We start from the raw sequence: 16,422 nt of genomic DNA, 5'->3' as shown, positions 1-16,422 counted from the left end.
CGCGCGCGCTACCGCCCCATCTCGTCGGCCACGGTCCGGGCCAGGGCCTCGTCGAAGTTCGTCACCTCGGCATAGCCCAGCCGGCGGCGGATCCTGGCGTTGTCGACGAACAGCGGGTAGCCGAGGTCCAGGCCCGACACCGCCTTGGCCAGGGCGCCGCGCGCCACGTCGGGATGGGCCAGCTGGACCTCGCCCGGCCAGGCCAGGTGCTCGGCGAAGGTCGCCGCCCAGGCCAGGTTGGTCGGGGTGTTGGCGCGGCCCAGGTTGAAGGTCTCGCCGCCGGCCCGGGGGTGCACGGCCGCCAGGGCGATCCCCGCCGCCACGTCGTCGACATAGCCGAAGGTCGCCCGCCAGCTGGCCCACGGGTGGGGGATCACGAAGCGCGGCCGGCCCTGGACCATCGGCCGGATCGCCCACGAGAACCGCCGCTGGCGGTCGCCGGGCCCGAACACCATCGGCAGGCGCAGGATGGTCGCCTCGAAGCCGGCGGCGGCGCGGGCCGCCTCTTCGAGCGGGATCTTGTCGTAGTCGTCCATCCAGGCCTGGGGATCCCCGGCCGGGCGGGGCCTGGCCAGGCGGTAGGGGAAGCGGCTGTCGCGCAGCGGGGCGTCCTCGGTCAGCCGGTCCCAGATCGGCGTCGGCCGGCCTTTGCGGTGCAGGCCCTCGTAGTTGCGATAGACGTCCACCGAGCTGACCAGCACGTAGCGGGCGATCGCCCCCGACAGCGCCTCGAGCAACGGCAGGGTGTCGGCCTGCGTGTAGGCGATCAGGTCGACCACCGTGTCGGCGCCCAGCGCGCGCACGGCGGCCAGCACCGCCGCCGGGTCGCGGCGGTCCAGCACCACCGAGGCCGCCCCGGTCGCGACCGGGCGCGCGCCGTGATGGGCGACCCCCGTCTCGACGCCGTCGGCCAGCAGCCGCGCGACCACGGGGCCGCCAATGAAACCCGTCCCCCCGAGGACCAGGACGCCCATGCCGCTTCTCGAAACTCCTGACTCGCGAGCGCCAGCCTATGCGCGAGGTGAGGCCGCAAGGCAAACGCGGCGTCCGGACCCCGCGCACTTGGCGGTTGGCAGCCCCGCCAACTCGTCGCACAGTCGCCCCAAACAAGCGTTCGGGGGCGTGGACCATGGGCTGGAAGAGCAAGGCGGCGCTGACGGCCGTGGGGCTGGTGCTGGCGGTCGCAGCCGTGGTGGCGGTGCGCACGGCGATGTTCAAGGCCCCCGTGGCCGACACCTCCGGCGTCCGCCTGGCCTCGGCCCGACCGGTCGACGTCGACCTGGCGGCCCGGCATCTGGGCGAGGCCGTACGCTTCCGGACCGTCAGCCACCAGGATCCCGCCGAGGACCAGCCGGCCGAGTGGGACAGGCTGCACGCCTGGTTGCAGGCGACCTATCCCGACGCCCACCGGGTGATGGCCCGCGAGGTCGTGGCCGGCCACGCCCTGGTCTACACCTGGAAGGGGACCGACCCGTCCCTGGCCCCGATCGTGCTGATGGCCCACCAGGACGTGGTGCCGGTGACGCCGGGCAGCGAGGGGTCGTGGACCCATCCGCCGTTCGACGGCGTGGTCGCCGACGGCGCGGTCTGGGGCCGGGGCGCGATCGACGACAAGGGCAGCCTGGTCACCCTGTTCGAGGCCCTGGACGGCCTGGCCAGGGCCGGCTTCGTTCCCCGGCGCACGGTGATCCTGGTCAGCGGCCATGACGAGGAGGTGCGCGGCGGCGGCGCCCGGGCGGCGGCGGCCCTGCTGAAGTCGCGCGGGATAAAGGCCCAGTTCGTGCTCGACGAGGGCATGGTGGTGGTCGAGGACCACCCGGTCACCAACAAGCCCGTCGCCCTGATCGCCACGGCCGAGAAGGGCTACGCCACCCTGACGGTGACGGCCCCCGCCGTCGGCGGCCACTCGTCGGCCCCGCCGGCCCAGACCGGCGTGACCACCCTGGCCAAGGCCGTGCTGGCCATCGCCGACCATCCCTTCCCGATGAAGTTCTCCGGCCCCGGCGCCGACATGCTGAAAAGCCTGGCCCCGCACAGTTCCACGACCATCAGGATGGCAGCGGCCAACACCTGGCTGTTCTCGCCCCTGCTGGTCGACCAGACCGCCAAGACCCCGGCCGGGGCGGCCATGCTGCACACCACCATCGCCCCGACCATGCTGAAGGGCTCGCCCAAGGAGAACGTGCTGCCGCAGGACGCCACGGCCTGGATCAACTACCGCATCGCCCCGGGCGACAGCTCGGCGCAGGTGATGGCCCGGGCCAGGGACGCGGTCGGCGACCTGCCGGTCAGGCTGGCCTGGGTGAAGGCCCCGGACGAGCCCAGCAAGGTCTCGTCGACCACCTCGGAAGGCTGGAAGGTCCTGGCCGCCCTGGCCGGCGACGAGAGCCGCGCCCCCGTCGCCCCCGCCCTGATGACCGCCGCCAGCGACAGCCGCTACATGGGCCCGATCGCCGACGACATCTACCGCTTCCAGCCCCTGGCGCTGTCGGTGAAGGACACCGAGATGATCCACGGCACGGACGAACACATGACGATCGCGAATGTCGAGCGCATGGTGCGGTTCTACCAGCGGCTGGTGGAGACGGCGGCGGCCCGTTAGGCGGCGTTCCAGGCCGAGGATCTCCGACACAAACTCTTCACAGGACCTTGGCCGCGCGATCGGGCCTATTGCCGCCTGGTACGGCGCGCGGGGGCGCGGAGGGCGGGCGACCGGCATGGCTGACGATGCGCAAGGGCTGGTCGCGCGGCCGGTCTCGAAGGCCGTAGCGTTCGGCGAGGGCTACGTGCTGGACGCCTGGTACGTGGCGGCCCTGTCGCCCGAGCTGAAGCCGGGCCGGATGGAAAGCCGGGAGTTTCTGGGCGAACCGGTCGTGATCGGCCGCACCCGGGCCGGCGCCGTCTACGCCCTGCGCGACATCTGCCCGCACCGCGCGGCCAAGCTGTCGGCCGGCAAGGTCCGCGCCGAGCCGCCCCATGGCGAGGATGGCGGCCGCGAAACCATCGAGTGCCCCTATCACGGCTGGCGTTTCCGCACCGACGGGGCCTGCGCCAGGATCCCGTCCCTGGCCACCGACAGCCCGCTCGACATCGCCAAGGTCCGTGTGCGGACCTATCCGCTGGTCGAGGCCCAGGGGCTGGTGTGGATCTGGATGTCGGCCGACCCGCGCTTCGAGGGCCAGCCGCCCTTCCCGCCCCCGGCGATCCCCGGCGTGGTCGGCGGCAAGCCCAAGCTGGTCGACCATCTCGACTACGACATCCATGTCGACCACGCCGTGCTGGGCCTGATCGACCCCGCCCATGGCCCGTTCGTGCACCAGCAGTGGTGGTGGCGCACCGGCGCCAGCCAGCACGAGAAGACCAAGGCCTTCGCCCCGTCCGAGGCCGGCTTCACCATGACGCGGCACGCGCCGTCCAGCAATTCGAAGGCCTACGCCATCCTCGGCGGCGCGCCCCTGACCGAGATCACCTTCCGCCTGCCGGGCCTGCGCTGGGAGCATGTGAGGGTCGGCGACCGGCAGGTTCTGGCCCTGTCGGCCATGACCCCGATCAACGCCGGCAGGACGCGGATGAACCAAGTCATCTGGTCCGACCACCCGGCCTTCACCGCGCTTTATCCGGTGATCCGCCTGGCCGCCCGCGCCTTCCTGCGCCAGGACGGCCGGATCGTCGAGGCCCAGACCCGGGGCCTGCGCGACAACCCGCCCCTGCTGTGGATGGGCGACGCCGACCAGCAGGGCCGCTGGTACCACCAGCTCAAGCGCGAATGGAACGCCAGCCGCCGCGAACGCCGGGCGTTTCGCAACCCGGTGGAGGCGGCGACGCTGCGGTGGCGGACGTGAGGGGGCGAGCCTTGGTCTCCTAGCCAACCTGCCGCGAAATCCGTTGTCATCCCGGAAGCCTCGCAGAGGCTGTCCGGGACCCAGGGGACTGGGCAGATGCCTTGCGGTTCACCTGGGTCCCGGACAAGCGCTGCGCGCTTTCCGGGATGACAACCGTCGGGGGGGCGAGGCCGCCCCCTAATCCTTCGCGGACACGCACCGTAGGATCAGCTTGTCGATCCGCGAGCCGTCCATGTCGACCACCTCGGCGTCGAAGCCGCCCAGCGCCACGATCTCGCCCTCGCGGGGGATGCGGCCCAGGCGGTCCAGCAGCAGGCCCGCCACGGTGTGGTAGCCGCCCTCGGCCTCGAAATTCTCGCCCAGGGCGTCGTTCAGCTCCTGGATGTCCACCCGCGCATCGACCAGCCAGGTCCCGTCCTCGCGGCGCAGGATGCGGGTCTCGGTCTCGTCATGGTCCTCGGGGAAGTCGCCGGCGATCATTTCCAGCAGGTCCAGCGGGGTGATCGCCCCCTGGATCGAGCCGAACTCGTCGACCACCAGGGCCATGTGCAGCGGCGTCTGCTTGAACACCGCCATGGCCCGCAGCAGCGACATGGTCTCGGGGATGGCGATCGGCTGCTGGACGTGGCTGCGGATGTCGATCGTCTCGCCGCCCAGGCAGGCGTCCAGCAGGTCCTTCTTGAGGATCACCCCGATGTCGCCGTCCAGGTCGCCCTCGCTGGCCACGACAATGCGCGAATAGGGGCAGTCGCGGATCTCCTGGAGGATCTCGTCCTGGCTGTCGGTCAGCGAGATCCAGAACAGGTCGCGGCGCGGGGTCATGGCCACGCGCACGGGGCGGTCGCCCAGGCGCAGCACCTCGTTGATCATCGCCCGCTCCTCGGGCTCGATCAGGCCGGCGTCGGCGCCCTCGGCCAGGACCGTCTCGACCTCCTCGGCGGTCATGTCGTTGGTCCGCTCGTCGCGCACGCCCAGCAGCTTGAGGATCGCGGCGGTCGAGACGGTCAGCAGGGTGACGAACGGGCGCAGCACCGTGGCCACCACCGCCAGGAACGGCGACATGCGGCGGGCGATCACGTCGGGGAACAGCAGGGCCAGGCGCTTGGGCACCAGCTCGCCCAGAATCACCGAGACATAGGTCAGGCCGATGACGACGATGGTGGTGGCGATCGCCTCGGAATGGGCGCCGACCACCGGGAAGGGCTTGAGATAGAGGTCCAGGGCCCCGGCGATCGTCGCCTGGCCATAGGCGCCGGCCAGGATGCCGATCAGGGTGATGCCGACCTGCACGGCCGACAGGAACCGCGTCGGGTGCTCGGCCATGGCCAGGGCCAGCTTGGCGCCCTTGTCGCCGCGGTCGGCGAAGGTCTGCAGCCGGGCGCGGCGGGCCGAGACCACCGCCAGTTCGGACATGGAGAAAACCCCGTTCAGGAGAACGAGGAACAGGACGACGGCGAGCGCGAGGAGGATCATGGCCCTTCAGGGTTGGCGCGCCCCAGCGGGCGCGGTTGGGCCAGTATACAAAAGAAAACGCCGCGGCCCACTGGGGACCGCGGCGTCGTCTCGTCGGACGCTGTCTGGCCTTACTGGGCCGGGCGCGCCATCACCGTCTTGTTGGCGACGGCCTGCTTCTGGGCGGCGTGCTGGCCGGGGGGCAGCGGGATCAGGCCGCGGCCTTGCAGATAGCCGCCGCGACCGGTCGCCGCGTCGGAGGTGAACTCCTGGACGAACTCGGCCAGGCCGGGGGTCACGCCGAGATTGGACTTCTTGACGTAGATGAACAGCGAGCGCGACAGCGGGTAGGAGCCGTCGGCGATCGTCTGGGCCGAGGGACGCACGCCGTTGACCGCGGCGCCCTTGATCTTGTCCATGTTCTCTTCGAGGTAGGACCAGCCGAAGACGCCGACCGAACCCGGGGTCTTGGTCAGGGTGCCGACGATGGCGTTGTCGTTCTCGCCGGCGTCGATCCAGCCGTCGTTGCGCAGCGGGTCGACCAGCGACTTGAACTTCTTCTCGTTGTCCGAGCGGATGGCGTCGGCGGTCGGGAACTTGCGGGCGCCGGCCTCGATGGCCAGTTCCACGAAGGCGTCGCGGGTGCCCGAGGTGGGCGGCGGGCCATAGACCTGGATGCGGTTGCCCGGCAGGCCCGAACCGATCTCGTCCCAGGTCTTGTACGGGTTGGCGACGAACTGGCCGCCCTTCAGCACTTGCTTGGACAGGCCCAGGTACAGGTGCTCGGTCTTGAAGTTGTAGTCGGCGCCGTCCTTGTCGGTGGCCACGACGATGCCGTCGAAGCCGATCTTGATCTGGATGATGTCCTTGACGCCCTTGGCGGCGCAGGCGTCGAATTCCGACTTCTTCATCGGACGCGAGGCGTTGGCGATGTCGGGGAAGCCTTCGCCGGCGCCCGAGCAGAACAGCTTGATGCCGCCGCCGGTGCCGAGGCTTTCGACCTTCGGGGCCTTCTTGCCGGTCTTCTTGGCGAAGTTCTCGGCGGTGCGGGTGGCGAACGGGAACACGGTCGAGGAACCGGCGGCCCAGACATAGTCACGGGCGGCGTGGGCGGGGGCGGCGGCGAGGCCCGACAGGGCGACGGCGGCGGCCGCGCAGGAAAGCAGCTTCTTCATGGAGGACTCCTGGAGTCTCTGGAGCGTTGCGAGAAGATCGGGCCGACCTTCCGGCCGGCCCGTGAGTCTTAGAAGTCCAGCTGGGCGCGCAGCTGGAATTGCTTGATGTCCGTGCCGCGGTTGGCCACCACCGGATCGACGGAGCCGTCGGTGTAGTTGGCCTGGAAGCGGACATAGGCGGTCGGGTAGTAGTTCACGCCCAGGGTCCAGGCGGTGTACTTGCCGGCGTCCTGCGACAGGGTCCTGCTGGCCGCGGTCGAGGCCGTCTTGTAGGCGTCGGTCAGGTCGGCGTAGTCGTAGCGCAGGGCCAGTTCGACGCCGCCGAAGCCGCCGGCGGTGATCGGGTTCAGGATCTTCGGACGCTTGATCTCGCCGGCGACCGGATCGTAGTTGCGGGTCTCGCCCGTCGGCCAGAAGCTGACGAAGGCGTAGCCGACCTTGACGTCCGGGTTCGAACCCGGGGCGGTGGTGGCCAGGCGCTCGACCGAGATGTTCGAATACTCGCCCTGGATCGAGAACGGACCGTGGATCCAGGCGCCTTCGGCGGCCAGGGTGGTGTCGCGGTCGGCGATGGCGCCGGTCTTGTAGTACAGGCCGTTGGTGCCGTAGTTGGTGCCGGTGCGGCCCTGGTAGTTGAAGGCGCCTTCGTTGCCGTGGTTGCGGTAGCGGGCCGAGACGGCCAGGTGGACCTTGTCGGTGTCGCTCACCAGCGGGGCGTAGTGGACGCGGCCGGTGAAGCCCAGGCGCTCTTGCGAGTTCTGGTTGGTGTTGGTGGCCGACGAGGTGTTGTTGATGTCGGCGTTGTTGATGCTGTCGCCCTGGACGGCGCCGGTGACGCTCCAGTTGGGGCCCTGCACCTTGCCCACGACGCTCAGCAGGTAGCTGTCGACGCCGAAGTCACCGTACGGACCGCGGTCCATGAAGGTGGTGAAGCGGGTCGAGGTCAGGTTTTCCAGGCCGGTGGCCTTGATGTTACCGATCAGGATCGAGGTGGTCTCGGTCGGCTTGACCTCGATGACCACGTCGTCCCAGCTGGGGCTGCCGCCGTTCACCCAGCCGCCTTCGGCCTTGTAGGCGATGTAGTTGTTCAGCTTGCCTTCGATGCCGATGAACACCTGGCGGCCGCGGATGTTGCTGGTCTTGTAGTCGGTCGCCGCGCCTTGGCGGTCGACGTCCTGGAACACGCCGTCCACCAGGATCCGGCCGCGGACCTTGAAGTAGACATCGTCGTTCGTCCACTGCGGAGCGCCCTTCCAGGCGATCGTGTTGTCTTGCGCGTGAGCCGCGACGCCGAGGCCGCAGGCCAGCATGGCGCCCAGCGCCGCGCCGCAGACCAGCGAGGTCTTGTTCCGCATGTGAGAATTCCCCTTTAGGCTTTGCCCCCTGCCCGTTGGTCCGGATCAGGTAGGAGCGCTTTACGGGGGTCCCGTGACGGTTCCGCCACCCTTTGATGACAGACCGATGACAAGCCTTTTCAACGCGTTAATTGTGGCTGGAAGGCCACAGAAACGGTCCTCAAAGCAGACGTGTGCGGATGATCTGGGACAACAGGTCGATCAGCGAAACCGCCACCACGATGACCAGGACGATGCAGCCGGTCTGGTCGTACTGGAAGCCGTTGATCGAATCGAGCAGCACCTGGCCCACGCCCCCGGCCCCGATCAAGCCCAGGACGGTGGCCGACCGGCTGGAGCTCTCGAAGCGGTAGAGGGCGTAGCTGGTCCACAGCGGCGCCACCTGCGGGATCACGCCCCAGACCACCTCGGCCAGCTTGACCGCGCCGGTGGCCCGCACGCCCTCGACCGGGCCCTTGTCGATCGACTCGACGGCTTCGGCGAACAGCTTGGCCAGCACTCCGCCGGTGTTGAACATCAGGGCCATCACCCCGGCGAACGGCCCCAGGCCCACCGCCGTGATGAAGATCAGCGCCACCACCAGGTCGGGGATCGAGCGGATCAGGTCCAGCAGGCGGCGCACCGGCTGCTGGATCCACCACGGGCTGATGTTGCGCGCGCCCAGCAGGCCCAGCGGGATGGCCACGACGATGGCCAGGGCCGTGCCCCACAGGGCCATCTGGATCGTCTGCCACATCTTGCCGATGTACAGGTCCCAGTCGGCGGCCATGAACGCCTTGGGATCGCCGAACGGCGAGAAGAAGCCGCTGGCGAAACCCTGCATCTTGCTGGCGTCGGTGAACAGCTGCGGGAACTTGTCGATCTCGGCCGGCTTGAAGCTGACCACCAGCAGGGCGATCACCCCGCCCCACAGCAGCAGGTCGAAGGCGCGCGCGGAGAGCGGCTTGCTGGGCGGGGGCGGGATCGTGTCGCTCATGGCTGTTTGGCTCATGGGGGCTCAGGCTTCGCTCTTTGAAACCCCTTTGATCCGCTCATCCCGGCGAATGCCGGGACCCAGATCATAAGGCGGGGCTTCTCGGATGAATCCTAAAGGCTCAGGCTGGATCTGGGTCCCGGCATTCGCCGGGATGAGCGGATGGATGTTGGTGCATGAGAGCATCGCCCCCTCAGTTGGCCGGCGCGGCCAGGCCGGCCTTGCCCTCGGCGGCCAGGCGCTCGGCCTTGATGCCGGCCAGGGTCTTCTCGGCCGCGGCCAGCTTGGCCCGGTCGCCGGACTCGCGGGCCAGGCCCACCTGCTCCAGGGCCTCCATCTCGCGCACCACCAGCAGGTGCGAATTGTCGGCCGCCTTGAAGCCGCCCATGCTCAGCCGGGCGAGGTTCTTGCGTTGCTGGACCGCGACGGGGGTGTCGCCCTGGCCGTAGGTCAGGAAGAACTGGCGCAGCTTTTCCTTCACGACCGGGTCGAGGTCCTTGCGCCAGACGATCGGGTCTTCCGGCAAGGTCGGCGATTCCCAGATCACCTTGACCTTGCCGGCCTGGGCGTTGCCCTTGAAAGCGTTGAGCTTCAGGGCCGTGGAGTTGTTGGTGGCCGCGTCCAGCTTGTGGTTGGCCACCGCGAACAGGTTGGCGTCATGGCTGGCGCTGAGCACGGTCTTGAAGCAGGTCTCGGGCTTCTTGTCGGCCGGAATGAACAGGTAGGTCATCGGGGCCAGGGTGCCCGAGGTCGACTTCTTGTCGCCGATCCCGAAGTTCAGGCTCTTGTCGCACTTGAGCAGGCCTTCGACCGTCAGCTTGCTGTCGGCCGGGACGATGATCACCGACTTGTAGCCGTCGGTCCCCGACGGGTCGAAGGTGCGGGCGAAGACCTCGCCGCCCGAGCGGCGCACCGCCTCCAGGCCGGAGGCGTTGGAGAACCAGCCCACGTCGGTCTGCTTGGCGCCCATGGCCACGATCAGCGACGAATAGTTGGACGAGAAGAACGGCTTCACCTTCAGGCCGGTCGACGCCTCCATGTCGGCCAGGATCGGCTTCCAGTAGCTCTCCATGTTCTGGGCCGACTCGGTCGACAGGATCGAGAACACGATGGTGTCCTTGGGCGCGGCCGGGCCGGCGGCCTTCTTCTCCCCGCACGAGGCGAGCGTCAGGGCGGCGACGGCGGCGAGGCCGGCGGCGGCGAGGCGCGAGACGGCGGTGCGGCGGATCATTGCGGGGCTCCTTCCCAGAACACGTCCTCGAATTCCGGGCCGTAGATGTCGATGAGCTTGTCGCGGCCCAGGCCGCTGGTCGGGCCGTCATAGACCTTCTTGCCGGCCTTCAGCGCCACCACCCGGTCGCAGTAGCGCAGGGCGTAGTCGACCTGGTGCAGGGTGACGACCACGGTCAGGCCGTCGGTCTTGTTCAGATCACGGAGGATCTCCATGACCTTGCGGGCCGAGACCGGGTCGAGCGAGGCGACCGGCTCGTCGGCGAGGATGATCTTGGCCCTCTGGACCAGGGCCCGGGCGATGGCGCCGCGCTGCTGCTGGCCGCCCGACAGGGTGTTGGCGCGCTGGGCGGCGTAGTCGGCCACGCCCACCCGGTGCAGGGCGGCCATGGCGGCGGCGCGGGTCTCGGCCGGCCAGGCGCCGAACAGGCCCCGCACCGTGCCGATCCGGCCCAGGGAGCCCAGGGCGACATTGGTGAACAGGGTCAGGCGGCCCACCAGGTTGAACTGCTGGGCGATGAAGCCGATGCGGATGCGCGCCTTGCGCACCTGGTCGCTGACCTTGCCCCGGGCCTGGACCGGACCGCCGAAGGCGGTGATCGTTCCCTCTCCCTCGTCCACGGTCTGCAGGCCGTCGATCGAGCGCAGCAGGGTCGACTTGCCCGAACCCGAGGGACCGATGAGCGCGATCATCTCGCCCCGACCCACGTCGAGCGAAACGGCGTCCAGCGCCCGGCGCGACCCGAAGGTCTTGGAGGCGGCGCGGATCGAGAGAACAGGGTCCGACGTCATGGTCGGGGCGAATCCTTACCGTGGTTTCAGGCGCTGGGAAATGCGTTCGTCGGTTTGGGGCACGGACGCAACGGATTTGTGACAGACGGTGGATCAATTCCCCCGCCGCCCCCAGGGCGTGCGGGATGCAAACTGCGCCGCAAGCCTGGCCGGGGCGGGGTTCGCGCCCCGCGGGACCCCCGCGTCCAAAAGACTCTTTACATCCTCTGGGTATGACCCTATTTCGCTCGCTCCGGCGGACCCGAAGTCCTCATAAGCGCTGCTAACGCCGGCCTGGGTTTAACTTCTGCAGGGGTCTACGTGAATTGCACACGTACCATAATCCCCTGGACCTGGTCCGTGAGCGGTCACCGGAACGTCCCGTCGCACTCGTGCGGCCCGACGCGGTTTCCGTAGCGGCGCGCTGGTTCCAGGCTGAATTCAAGGGCGATGTCTTTTACGCGGTGAAGGCCAACCCTTCGCCGTGGGTGATCCGCGAGCTGGCGGACGCCGGCGTGCGGTCCTTCGACGTCGCCTCGCTGAACGAGGTCGAGCTGGTGAGCGAGCACGCCCCCGGCGCGCGCATGGCCTTCATGCACCCGGTGAAAAGCCGCGTGGCGATCTCGGCCGCCTATTTCGACCACGGCGTTCGGACCTTCTCGTTCGACACCCACGAAGAGCTGGCCAAGATCCTGGACGCCACCGGCCAGGCCAAGGACCTGAACCTGATCGTCCGCATGGGCGTGCAGGCCGAGGGCGCGGCCTACAGCCTGTCGGGCAAGTTCGGCGTCGAGCCGCACAACGCCCCGGCCCTGCTGCTGGCGGCCCGCCGCTCGACCCAGGACCTGATGGGCGTGTCGTTCCACGTCGGCAGCCAGTGCATGCGCCCCACCGCCTACCAGGCGGCCATGGCCCAGGCCTCGCGCGCCCTGGTGCGGGCCGGCGTGCTGGCCGACGTCGTCGACGTGGGCGGCGGCTTCCCGTCGATCTATCCGGGCATGGTCCCGCCCGACATGTCCGAATACCTGGCCGCCATCGACCGGGGCTTTTCGGACATGATGGTCCACGAGACCACCGAGCTATGGTGCGAACCCGGCCGGGCCCTGGTGGCCGAGGCCTCGTCCCTGCTGGTCAAGGTCGAGCTGAAGAAGGGCGACGCGCTGTATCTGAACGACGGCTCGTACGGCTCGCTGTTCGACGCGGCCCACATGAAGTGGCCGTTCCCGGTCAAGCTGTACCGCAAGAACGGTGAAGTGGTGGAAGAGGGCCTCAAGCCCTTCCGCTTCTACGGCCCCACCTGCGACAGCGTCGACCACATGCCCGGCCCGTTCTACCTGCCGGAAAGCGTCGACGAGGGCGACTACATCGAGATCGGCATGCTGGGCGCCTATGGCGTGGCCATGTCGACCCGCTTCAACGGCTTTGGGGAGACCGACATCGCCCAGGTTTCGGACGCCCCGATGGCCTCGATGTACGGCCTGGCCAAGCGCTCGATCCCCACCCCGCGGCCCGAGGCCGAGGAGCGCAAGATCGTCCGCTTCTCGCGCCCCAAGGGCGCGGCCGGCAAGAAGCGGCGGCGGCGGTAGAGGCCGTCGCTGATTTGACGTCTTAGGCGTTTAGACTTCTAACGCCGTGGAAGACCCCCTCAGTCGCTCCGCGACAGCTCCCCCAGAGGGGGAGCATCTGGAGCGATGGATCCTCCCCCTCTGGGGGAGGTGGCCCGAAGGGCCGGAGGGGGTTCCACGGCGCAAACCTGTTCGCCCCCGCCGGTCGCTCCGTCCCGGTGGACGGCCAGTTTCAACGACGGGCGTCCAAAGTCAGGGAAACCGAAGCGATGAACGCTCCCGTTCCGAACAACACCAAGGCCGAGCTCCTCCAGAACGTCGTCGAGCACATCGACATCACGGCCTTCGACGCCCGCCCGATCATCGACTCCATGCGCAAGATGTCGTTCAGCTCGCGCGACACCGCCCGCGCGGCCGACATCTTCAACATGGCCCTGGCCGACCAGGACTGCTCGCCGTGGCTGATCCTGGCCGGCTCGACCTCGGCCGGCGGCTGCATGCACGTCTATCGCGACATGGTGAAGAACGGCATGATCGACGCCGTGGTCGCCACCGGCGCCTCGATCGTCGACATGGACTTCTTCGAGGCCCTGGGCTTCAAGCACTACCAGGCCGCCGGCCCGGTCGACGACAACGTGCTGCGCGACAACTATATCGACCGCATCTACGACACCTATATCGACGAGGAAGAGCTCCAGAATTGCGACCACACGATCCTGGAGATCTGCAACCGCCTGGAGCCGCGCGCCTATTCCTCGCGCGAGTTCATCTGGGAAATGGGCAAGTGGCTGTCGGAAGGCAACGCCAAGAAGCCCGGCTCGCTGATCCAGACCGCCTACGAGGAAGGCGTGCCGATCTTCTGCCCGGCCTTCGTCGACAGCTCGGCGGGCTTTGGTCTGGTCAAGCACCAGAAGGAGCGCATCGCCGCCAAGCAGCCCTATCTGATGATCGACGCGGTGGCGGACTTCCGTGAACTGACCGACATCAAGATCGCGGCCGGCACCACGGGCCTGTTCATGGTCGGCGGCGGCGTGCCCAAGAACTTCGCCCAGGACACCGTGGTCTGCGCCGAGATCCTCGGCGTCGAGGCCGACATGCACAAGTACGCGGTGCAGATCACCGTGGCCGACGTGCGCGACGGCGCCTGCAGCTCCTCGACGCTGAAGGAAGCCGCCTCGTGGGGCAAGGTCTCGACCACCTACGAGCAGATGGTGTTCGCCGAAGCCACCACCGTGGTGCCGCTGATCGCCTCGGACGCCTATCACCGCGAGCACTGGAAGGGCCGCGAAAAGCCCCGCTGGCAGAAGCTGTTCGGCAAGTAGGCCGGCGCCGACTTCGCCTTCGCTTCCTCCATCGTTGTCATCCCGGAAGCCCCGCAGGGGCTGTCCGGGATCCAGGGGACCGGGCGAATGCGGTGCGGTTCACCTGGGTCCCGGACAAGCGCTGCGCGCTTTCCGGGATGACAATGGTTGGGGGGCCTTAAGCACGCGCCGACTTTGCGCTCTTGATACGGACGAACCGAGACTGCAGGGTCCCCGAAGTTTGCTTCGGGGACTTTTTTCATGCGCGTCGGCTTGATGATCGGGATGACCGCCGTGGCGCTGGCCGGCTGCGCCAGCCTGACGGGATCCCAGGCCGATCCCTACCTCGCCCGGGGCGCCTACGACGCGCGCCAGGCCGTGCCGCCGCCCCCGCCGGCGGGGTCCGCCGCCGACCAGCGGGACCGCGCCATCTTCCTGGCCACGCGCCGACTGAAGGACACGCCGCGCTGGTCGCTGGCCAGGCAGGACGCACGCAAGGCCGCGATCGCCGAGGCCTACAGCTGCGCCCTGGGCGTGACGCCCAGCCGCCAGGCCACGCCCCGGTTGGCGTCGCTGCTGGAGCGGATCGCCCACGACGTTCGGCCGGCCGTGGCGGCCCCCAAGCGGCTCTACGACCGCAAGCGTCCCTATCAGGTCGACCGCGGCGCGATCTGCGTGCGCAGCGGCCTGGTCACCGCCCTGACGCCCGACTACCCCTCCGGCCACGCCACCTGGGGCTGGACCGTCGGCCTGGTGCTGGCCAGGGCCCAGCCGGAGCGGGCCGAGGCCATCCTGGCCCGGGCCAGGGCCTATGGCGAAAGCCGCGTGGTCTGCGGCGTGCACAACGCTTCCTCGGTCGAGGCCGGCCGGCTGAACGCGACCGCCCTGGTGGCGGCCCTGGAGACCTCGCCCGCCTTCGCGGCCGACCTGGCCGCCGTCGGCCGCGAACTCGACGCCGCCCGGGCGGCCGGCCCCGTTCCCAACCCCGCCCGCTGCGCGGCCGAGGCGGCGGTGCTGGCTGGACCGCCGTACTGACCGCGACGCCAACGCGGTTGCAACGGGCCCGCGTCGCCTCTACCTCTTGGCCATGGCCCATCACGCCGCGTGCGATCACGACCACCACAACCACGGCGTCGCCGGTTCGGCCCTCGCGGCCGAGCTGGACGCCGCCGAGGCGCGCTGCGGCGCCGCCGACCAGCGCCTGACCGCCCCGCGCCGCCGGGTGCTGGAACTGCTGTTGCAGGCCGGCCAGCCGGTGAAGGCCTACGACCTGATCGCCAGCTTCGCCGTCGACGGTCCGCCGGCCAAGCCGCCCACCATCTACCGGGCCCTGGACTTCCTGGAGAAGCAGGGCTTCGCCCACCGCATCGAGAGCCTTAACGCCTATGTCGCCTGCCGCAAGGAGGCCGACGGCCATGCCGCCGCCTTCCTGATCTGCGACTGCTGCGGCGCGACCCGCGAGATCGAGCCCAAGGCCAGCGCCGAGATCATCGCCGCCGGCGCCAGCGCCGGCTACGCCCTGACCGCCGTGACGATCGAGGCCCACGGGCTGTGCGCCGATTGCAGAGGGTGACCCGGGCGCATTGAACGGCGGGCGGGGCCGGTGACGCCCCCATAAATCCTCCCCCTCTGGGGGAGGTGGCCCGAAGGGCCGGAGGGGGCCGCGCGGCCTCCGCCGAGCGGGCCCCCTCAGTCGCTCCGCGACAGCTCCCCCAGTGGGAAGCATCTGTTGTCCGCTCTGGGCCGATTGCGAAACCTCGACGAACCCCGCTACTCTCGAACACCCGTTCACCTCCGCCGAGCCGCCGCCATGACGCCCACCGAGACCTTCCCCGGCGTCGAGATCTGGCGTGGCGGCGTCAACACCTGGGACTGCGACGAGATGGGGCACATGAACGTGCGCTTCTACGTCACCCGGGCCATGGAGGGGCTGGCGGGGCTGGCGGCCGAGCTGGGCCTGCCGCACGCCTTCTCGCCCTGGGCCAACGCCACCCTGGTGGTCCGCGAACAGCACATCCGCTTCCTGCGTGAAGCCCACCCCGGGGCGGCGCTGCACATGCTGGGCGGGGTGATCGACATCTCCGACACCGAGGCCCGGGTGCTGCAGCTCCTGGTCCATACCGCCACCGGCCAGCTGGCCGCCACCTTCCAGACGACGATCGCCCACGTCACCCCGCGCGAGGGCGAGGCCTTCGCCTGGCCGCGGGTCGTCCACGAGCGGGCGGCGACGCTAAGGGTCGAGCCGCCCGACCAGGCCCGGGCCCGCAGCCTCGACCTGTCGCCGTTCGCCCCGACCGCCAGCATGGCCCGCGCCGAGGCCCTGAACCTCAAGCGCATCGGCCTGGGCGCCCTGTCGCCGACCGATTGCGACGTGTTCGGACGAATGCGCGCCGAGCAGTTCATCGGCCGGGTCTCGGACGGCATCGGGGCGTTCATCGGCCCGTTCCGCGACGTCGTGGTCAGCCACGCCGAGGCCAAGCCGGCGCGGGTGGGCGGGGCGGTGCTGGAGTATCGCCTGGCCCAGCTGGCCTGGCCCCGGGCCGGCGACCGGGTCGAGCTGCGCTCGGGCCTGGTCGGGACCGAGGGCCAGGCCATGCGCGTGGTCCACTGGATGCTGGACCCCACCACCGGCCAACCCTGGGGAACCTCCGAGGCCGTGGCCGTCACCTTCGACCTCGACGCCCGCAAGGTGGTGCCGATCAGCGAGGCGGCGCGGGCCGAACTGACGGCGCGGGCGGTGGCGGGGCTGGCGCTATAG

At 69.6% G+C, this 16,422-nt stretch carries 14 protein-coding genes; 7 read left to right on the top strand and 7 right to left on the bottom strand.

The window, feature by feature from the left end:
* Positions 1-8: 8 nt before the first annotated feature.
* On the bottom strand, positions 9-974 hold the full coding sequence (locus AC07NX_RS07225) for an NAD-dependent epimerase/dehydratase family protein (RefSeq protein WP_494640365.1): 966 nt from the start codon (positions 972-974) through the stop codon (positions 9-11).
* Between the two features lie 155 nt (positions 975-1,129).
* On the opposite strand from AC07NX_RS07225, the gene AC07NX_RS07220 reads away from it, so the two are divergent.
* Positions 1,130-2,602 carry a M20 family peptidase gene (locus AC07NX_RS07220; protein ID WP_494640363.1) on the top strand — a complete coding sequence of 491 codons (1,473 nt, stop codon included), beginning with the start codon at positions 1,130-1,132 and terminating at the stop codon, positions 2,600-2,602.
* Between the two features lie 115 nt (positions 2,603-2,717).
* Positions 2,718-3,842 carry a Rieske 2Fe-2S domain-containing protein gene (locus tag AC07NX_RS07215; protein ID WP_494640361.1) on the top strand — a complete coding sequence of 375 codons (1,125 nt, stop codon included), beginning with the start codon at positions 2,718-2,720 and terminating at the stop codon, positions 3,840-3,842.
* Between the two features lie 177 nt (positions 3,843-4,019).
* Here AC07NX_RS07215 and AC07NX_RS07210 read toward each other — a convergent pair whose 3' ends face one another.
* The 6 genes from AC07NX_RS07210 to phnC form a co-directional block, all read right to left on the bottom strand.
* On the bottom strand, positions 4,020-5,315 hold the full coding sequence (locus tag AC07NX_RS07210; protein ID WP_494640359.1) for a hemolysin family protein: 1,296 nt from the start codon (positions 5,313-5,315) through the stop codon (positions 4,020-4,022).
* Positions 5,316-5,425: 110 nt separating this feature from the next.
* Positions 5,426-6,469 carry a substrate-binding domain-containing protein gene (locus AC07NX_RS07205; protein WP_494640357.1) on the bottom strand — a complete coding sequence of 348 codons (1,044 nt, stop codon included), beginning with the start codon at positions 6,467-6,469 and terminating at the stop codon, positions 5,426-5,428.
* Positions 6,470-6,537: 68 nt separating this feature from the next.
* On the bottom strand, positions 6,538-7,824 hold the full coding sequence (locus AC07NX_RS07200; RefSeq protein WP_494640355.1) for an OprO/OprP family phosphate-selective porin: 1,287 nt from the start codon (positions 7,822-7,824) through the stop codon (positions 6,538-6,540).
* Positions 7,825-7,984: 160 nt separating this feature from the next.
* The gene (gene phnE, locus AC07NX_RS07195; RefSeq protein WP_494640353.1) at positions 7,985-8,815 is read right to left on the bottom strand and encodes a phosphonate ABC transporter, permease protein PhnE; all 831 of its coding nucleotides are present in this window, start codon (positions 8,813-8,815) and stop codon (positions 7,985-7,987) included.
* 175 nt (positions 8,816-8,990) lie between these two features.
* Positions 8,991-10,028 (bottom strand): phosphate/phosphite/phosphonate ABC transporter substrate-binding protein, encoded by a 1,038-nt coding sequence (phnD, locus tag AC07NX_RS07190; RefSeq protein ID WP_494640351.1) that lies wholly within the window; start codon positions 10,026-10,028, stop codon positions 8,991-8,993.
* Positions 10,025-10,819 (bottom strand): phosphonate ABC transporter ATP-binding protein, encoded by a 795-nt coding sequence (phnC, locus tag AC07NX_RS07185; RefSeq protein WP_494640349.1) that lies wholly within the window; start codon positions 10,817-10,819, stop codon positions 10,025-10,027. Before phnC ends, phnD begins: the two co-directional genes overlap by 4 nt.
* Positions 10,820-11,124: 305 nt before the next feature.
* Here phnC and AC07NX_RS07180 point away from each other — a divergent pair, with 305 nt between their 5' ends.
* From AC07NX_RS07180 to AC07NX_RS07160, 5 genes are all read left to right on the top strand, one after another.
* Positions 11,125-12,384 carry a type III PLP-dependent enzyme gene (locus tag AC07NX_RS07180; RefSeq protein WP_494640347.1) on the top strand — a complete coding sequence of 420 codons (1,260 nt, stop codon included), beginning with the start codon at positions 11,125-11,127 and terminating at the stop codon, positions 12,382-12,384.
* A gap of 248 nt (positions 12,385-12,632) precedes the next feature.
* A complete protein-coding gene (locus tag AC07NX_RS07175; RefSeq protein WP_494640345.1) occupies positions 12,633-13,685 on the top strand; it encodes a 1,9-bis(guanidino)-5-aza-nonane synthase in 1,053 nt (350 codons plus the stop codon).
* A gap of 240 nt (positions 13,686-13,925) precedes the next feature.
* Complete coding sequence (locus AC07NX_RS07170; protein WP_494640344.1) at positions 13,926-14,699, top strand: acid phosphatase; 774 nt, start codon at positions 13,926-13,928, stop codon at positions 14,697-14,699.
* A 52-nt stretch (positions 14,700-14,751) separates the two neighbouring features.
* Positions 14,752-15,237 carry a transcriptional repressor gene (locus AC07NX_RS07165; RefSeq protein ID WP_494640342.1) on the top strand — a complete coding sequence of 162 codons (486 nt, stop codon included), beginning with the start codon at positions 14,752-14,754 and terminating at the stop codon, positions 15,235-15,237.
* A 237-nt stretch (positions 15,238-15,474) separates the two neighbouring features.
* Positions 15,475-16,422: a thioesterase family protein gene (locus tag AC07NX_RS07160; RefSeq protein WP_494640341.1), complete on the top strand. Its 948-nt coding sequence runs from the start codon at positions 15,475-15,477 to the stop codon at positions 16,420-16,422.

The sequence above is a fragment of the Caulobacter sp. GW821-FHT09A05 genome, from assembly GCF_059418465.1.
The sequence above is the reverse complement of the archived record's forward strand: the minus strand, read 5'-3'. Positions and strand labels throughout refer to the sequence as shown.

Excerpts from the sequence above, each read along its gene's own strand:
- AC07NX_RS07225 (WP_494640365.1), bottom strand. The coding sequence starts at position 974 with ATGGGCGTCCTGGTCCTCGGGGGGACGGGTTTCATTGGCGGCCCCGTG.
- AC07NX_RS07220 (WP_494640363.1), top strand. The coding sequence starts at position 1,130 with ATGGGCTGGAAGAGCAAGGCGGCGCTGACGGCCGTGGGGCTGGTGCTG.
- AC07NX_RS07215 (WP_494640361.1), top strand. The coding sequence starts at position 2,718 with ATGGCTGACGATGCGCAAGGGCTGGTCGCGCGGCCGGTCTCGAAGGCC.
- AC07NX_RS07210 (WP_494640359.1), bottom strand. The coding sequence starts at position 5,315 with ATGATCCTCCTCGCGCTCGCCGTCGTCCTGTTCCTCGTTCTCCTGAAC.
- AC07NX_RS07205 (WP_494640357.1), bottom strand. The coding sequence starts at position 6,469 with ATGAAGAAGCTGCTTTCCTGCGCGGCCGCCGCCGTCGCCCTGTCGGGC.
- AC07NX_RS07200 (WP_494640355.1), bottom strand. The coding sequence starts at position 7,824 with ATGCGGAACAAGACCTCGCTGGTCTGCGGCGCGGCGCTGGGCGCCATG.
- phnE (WP_494640353.1), bottom strand. The coding sequence starts at position 8,815 with ATGAGCCAAACAGCCATGAGCGACACGATCCCGCCCCCGCCCAGCAAG.
- phnD (WP_494640351.1), bottom strand. The coding sequence starts at position 10,028 with ATGATCCGCCGCACCGCCGTCTCGCGCCTCGCCGCCGCCGGCCTCGCC.
- phnC (WP_494640349.1), bottom strand. The coding sequence starts at position 10,819 with ATGACGTCGGACCCTGTTCTCTCGATCCGCGCCGCCTCCAAGACCTTC.
- AC07NX_RS07175 (WP_494640345.1), top strand. The coding sequence starts at position 12,633 with ATGAACGCTCCCGTTCCGAACAACACCAAGGCCGAGCTCCTCCAGAAC.
- AC07NX_RS07170 (WP_494640344.1), top strand. The coding sequence starts at position 13,926 with ATGCGCGTCGGCTTGATGATCGGGATGACCGCCGTGGCGCTGGCCGGC.
- AC07NX_RS07165 (WP_494640342.1), top strand. The coding sequence starts at position 14,752 with ATGGCCCATCACGCCGCGTGCGATCACGACCACCACAACCACGGCGTC.
- AC07NX_RS07160 (WP_494640341.1), top strand. The coding sequence starts at position 15,475 with ATGACGCCCACCGAGACCTTCCCCGGCGTCGAGATCTGGCGTGGCGGC.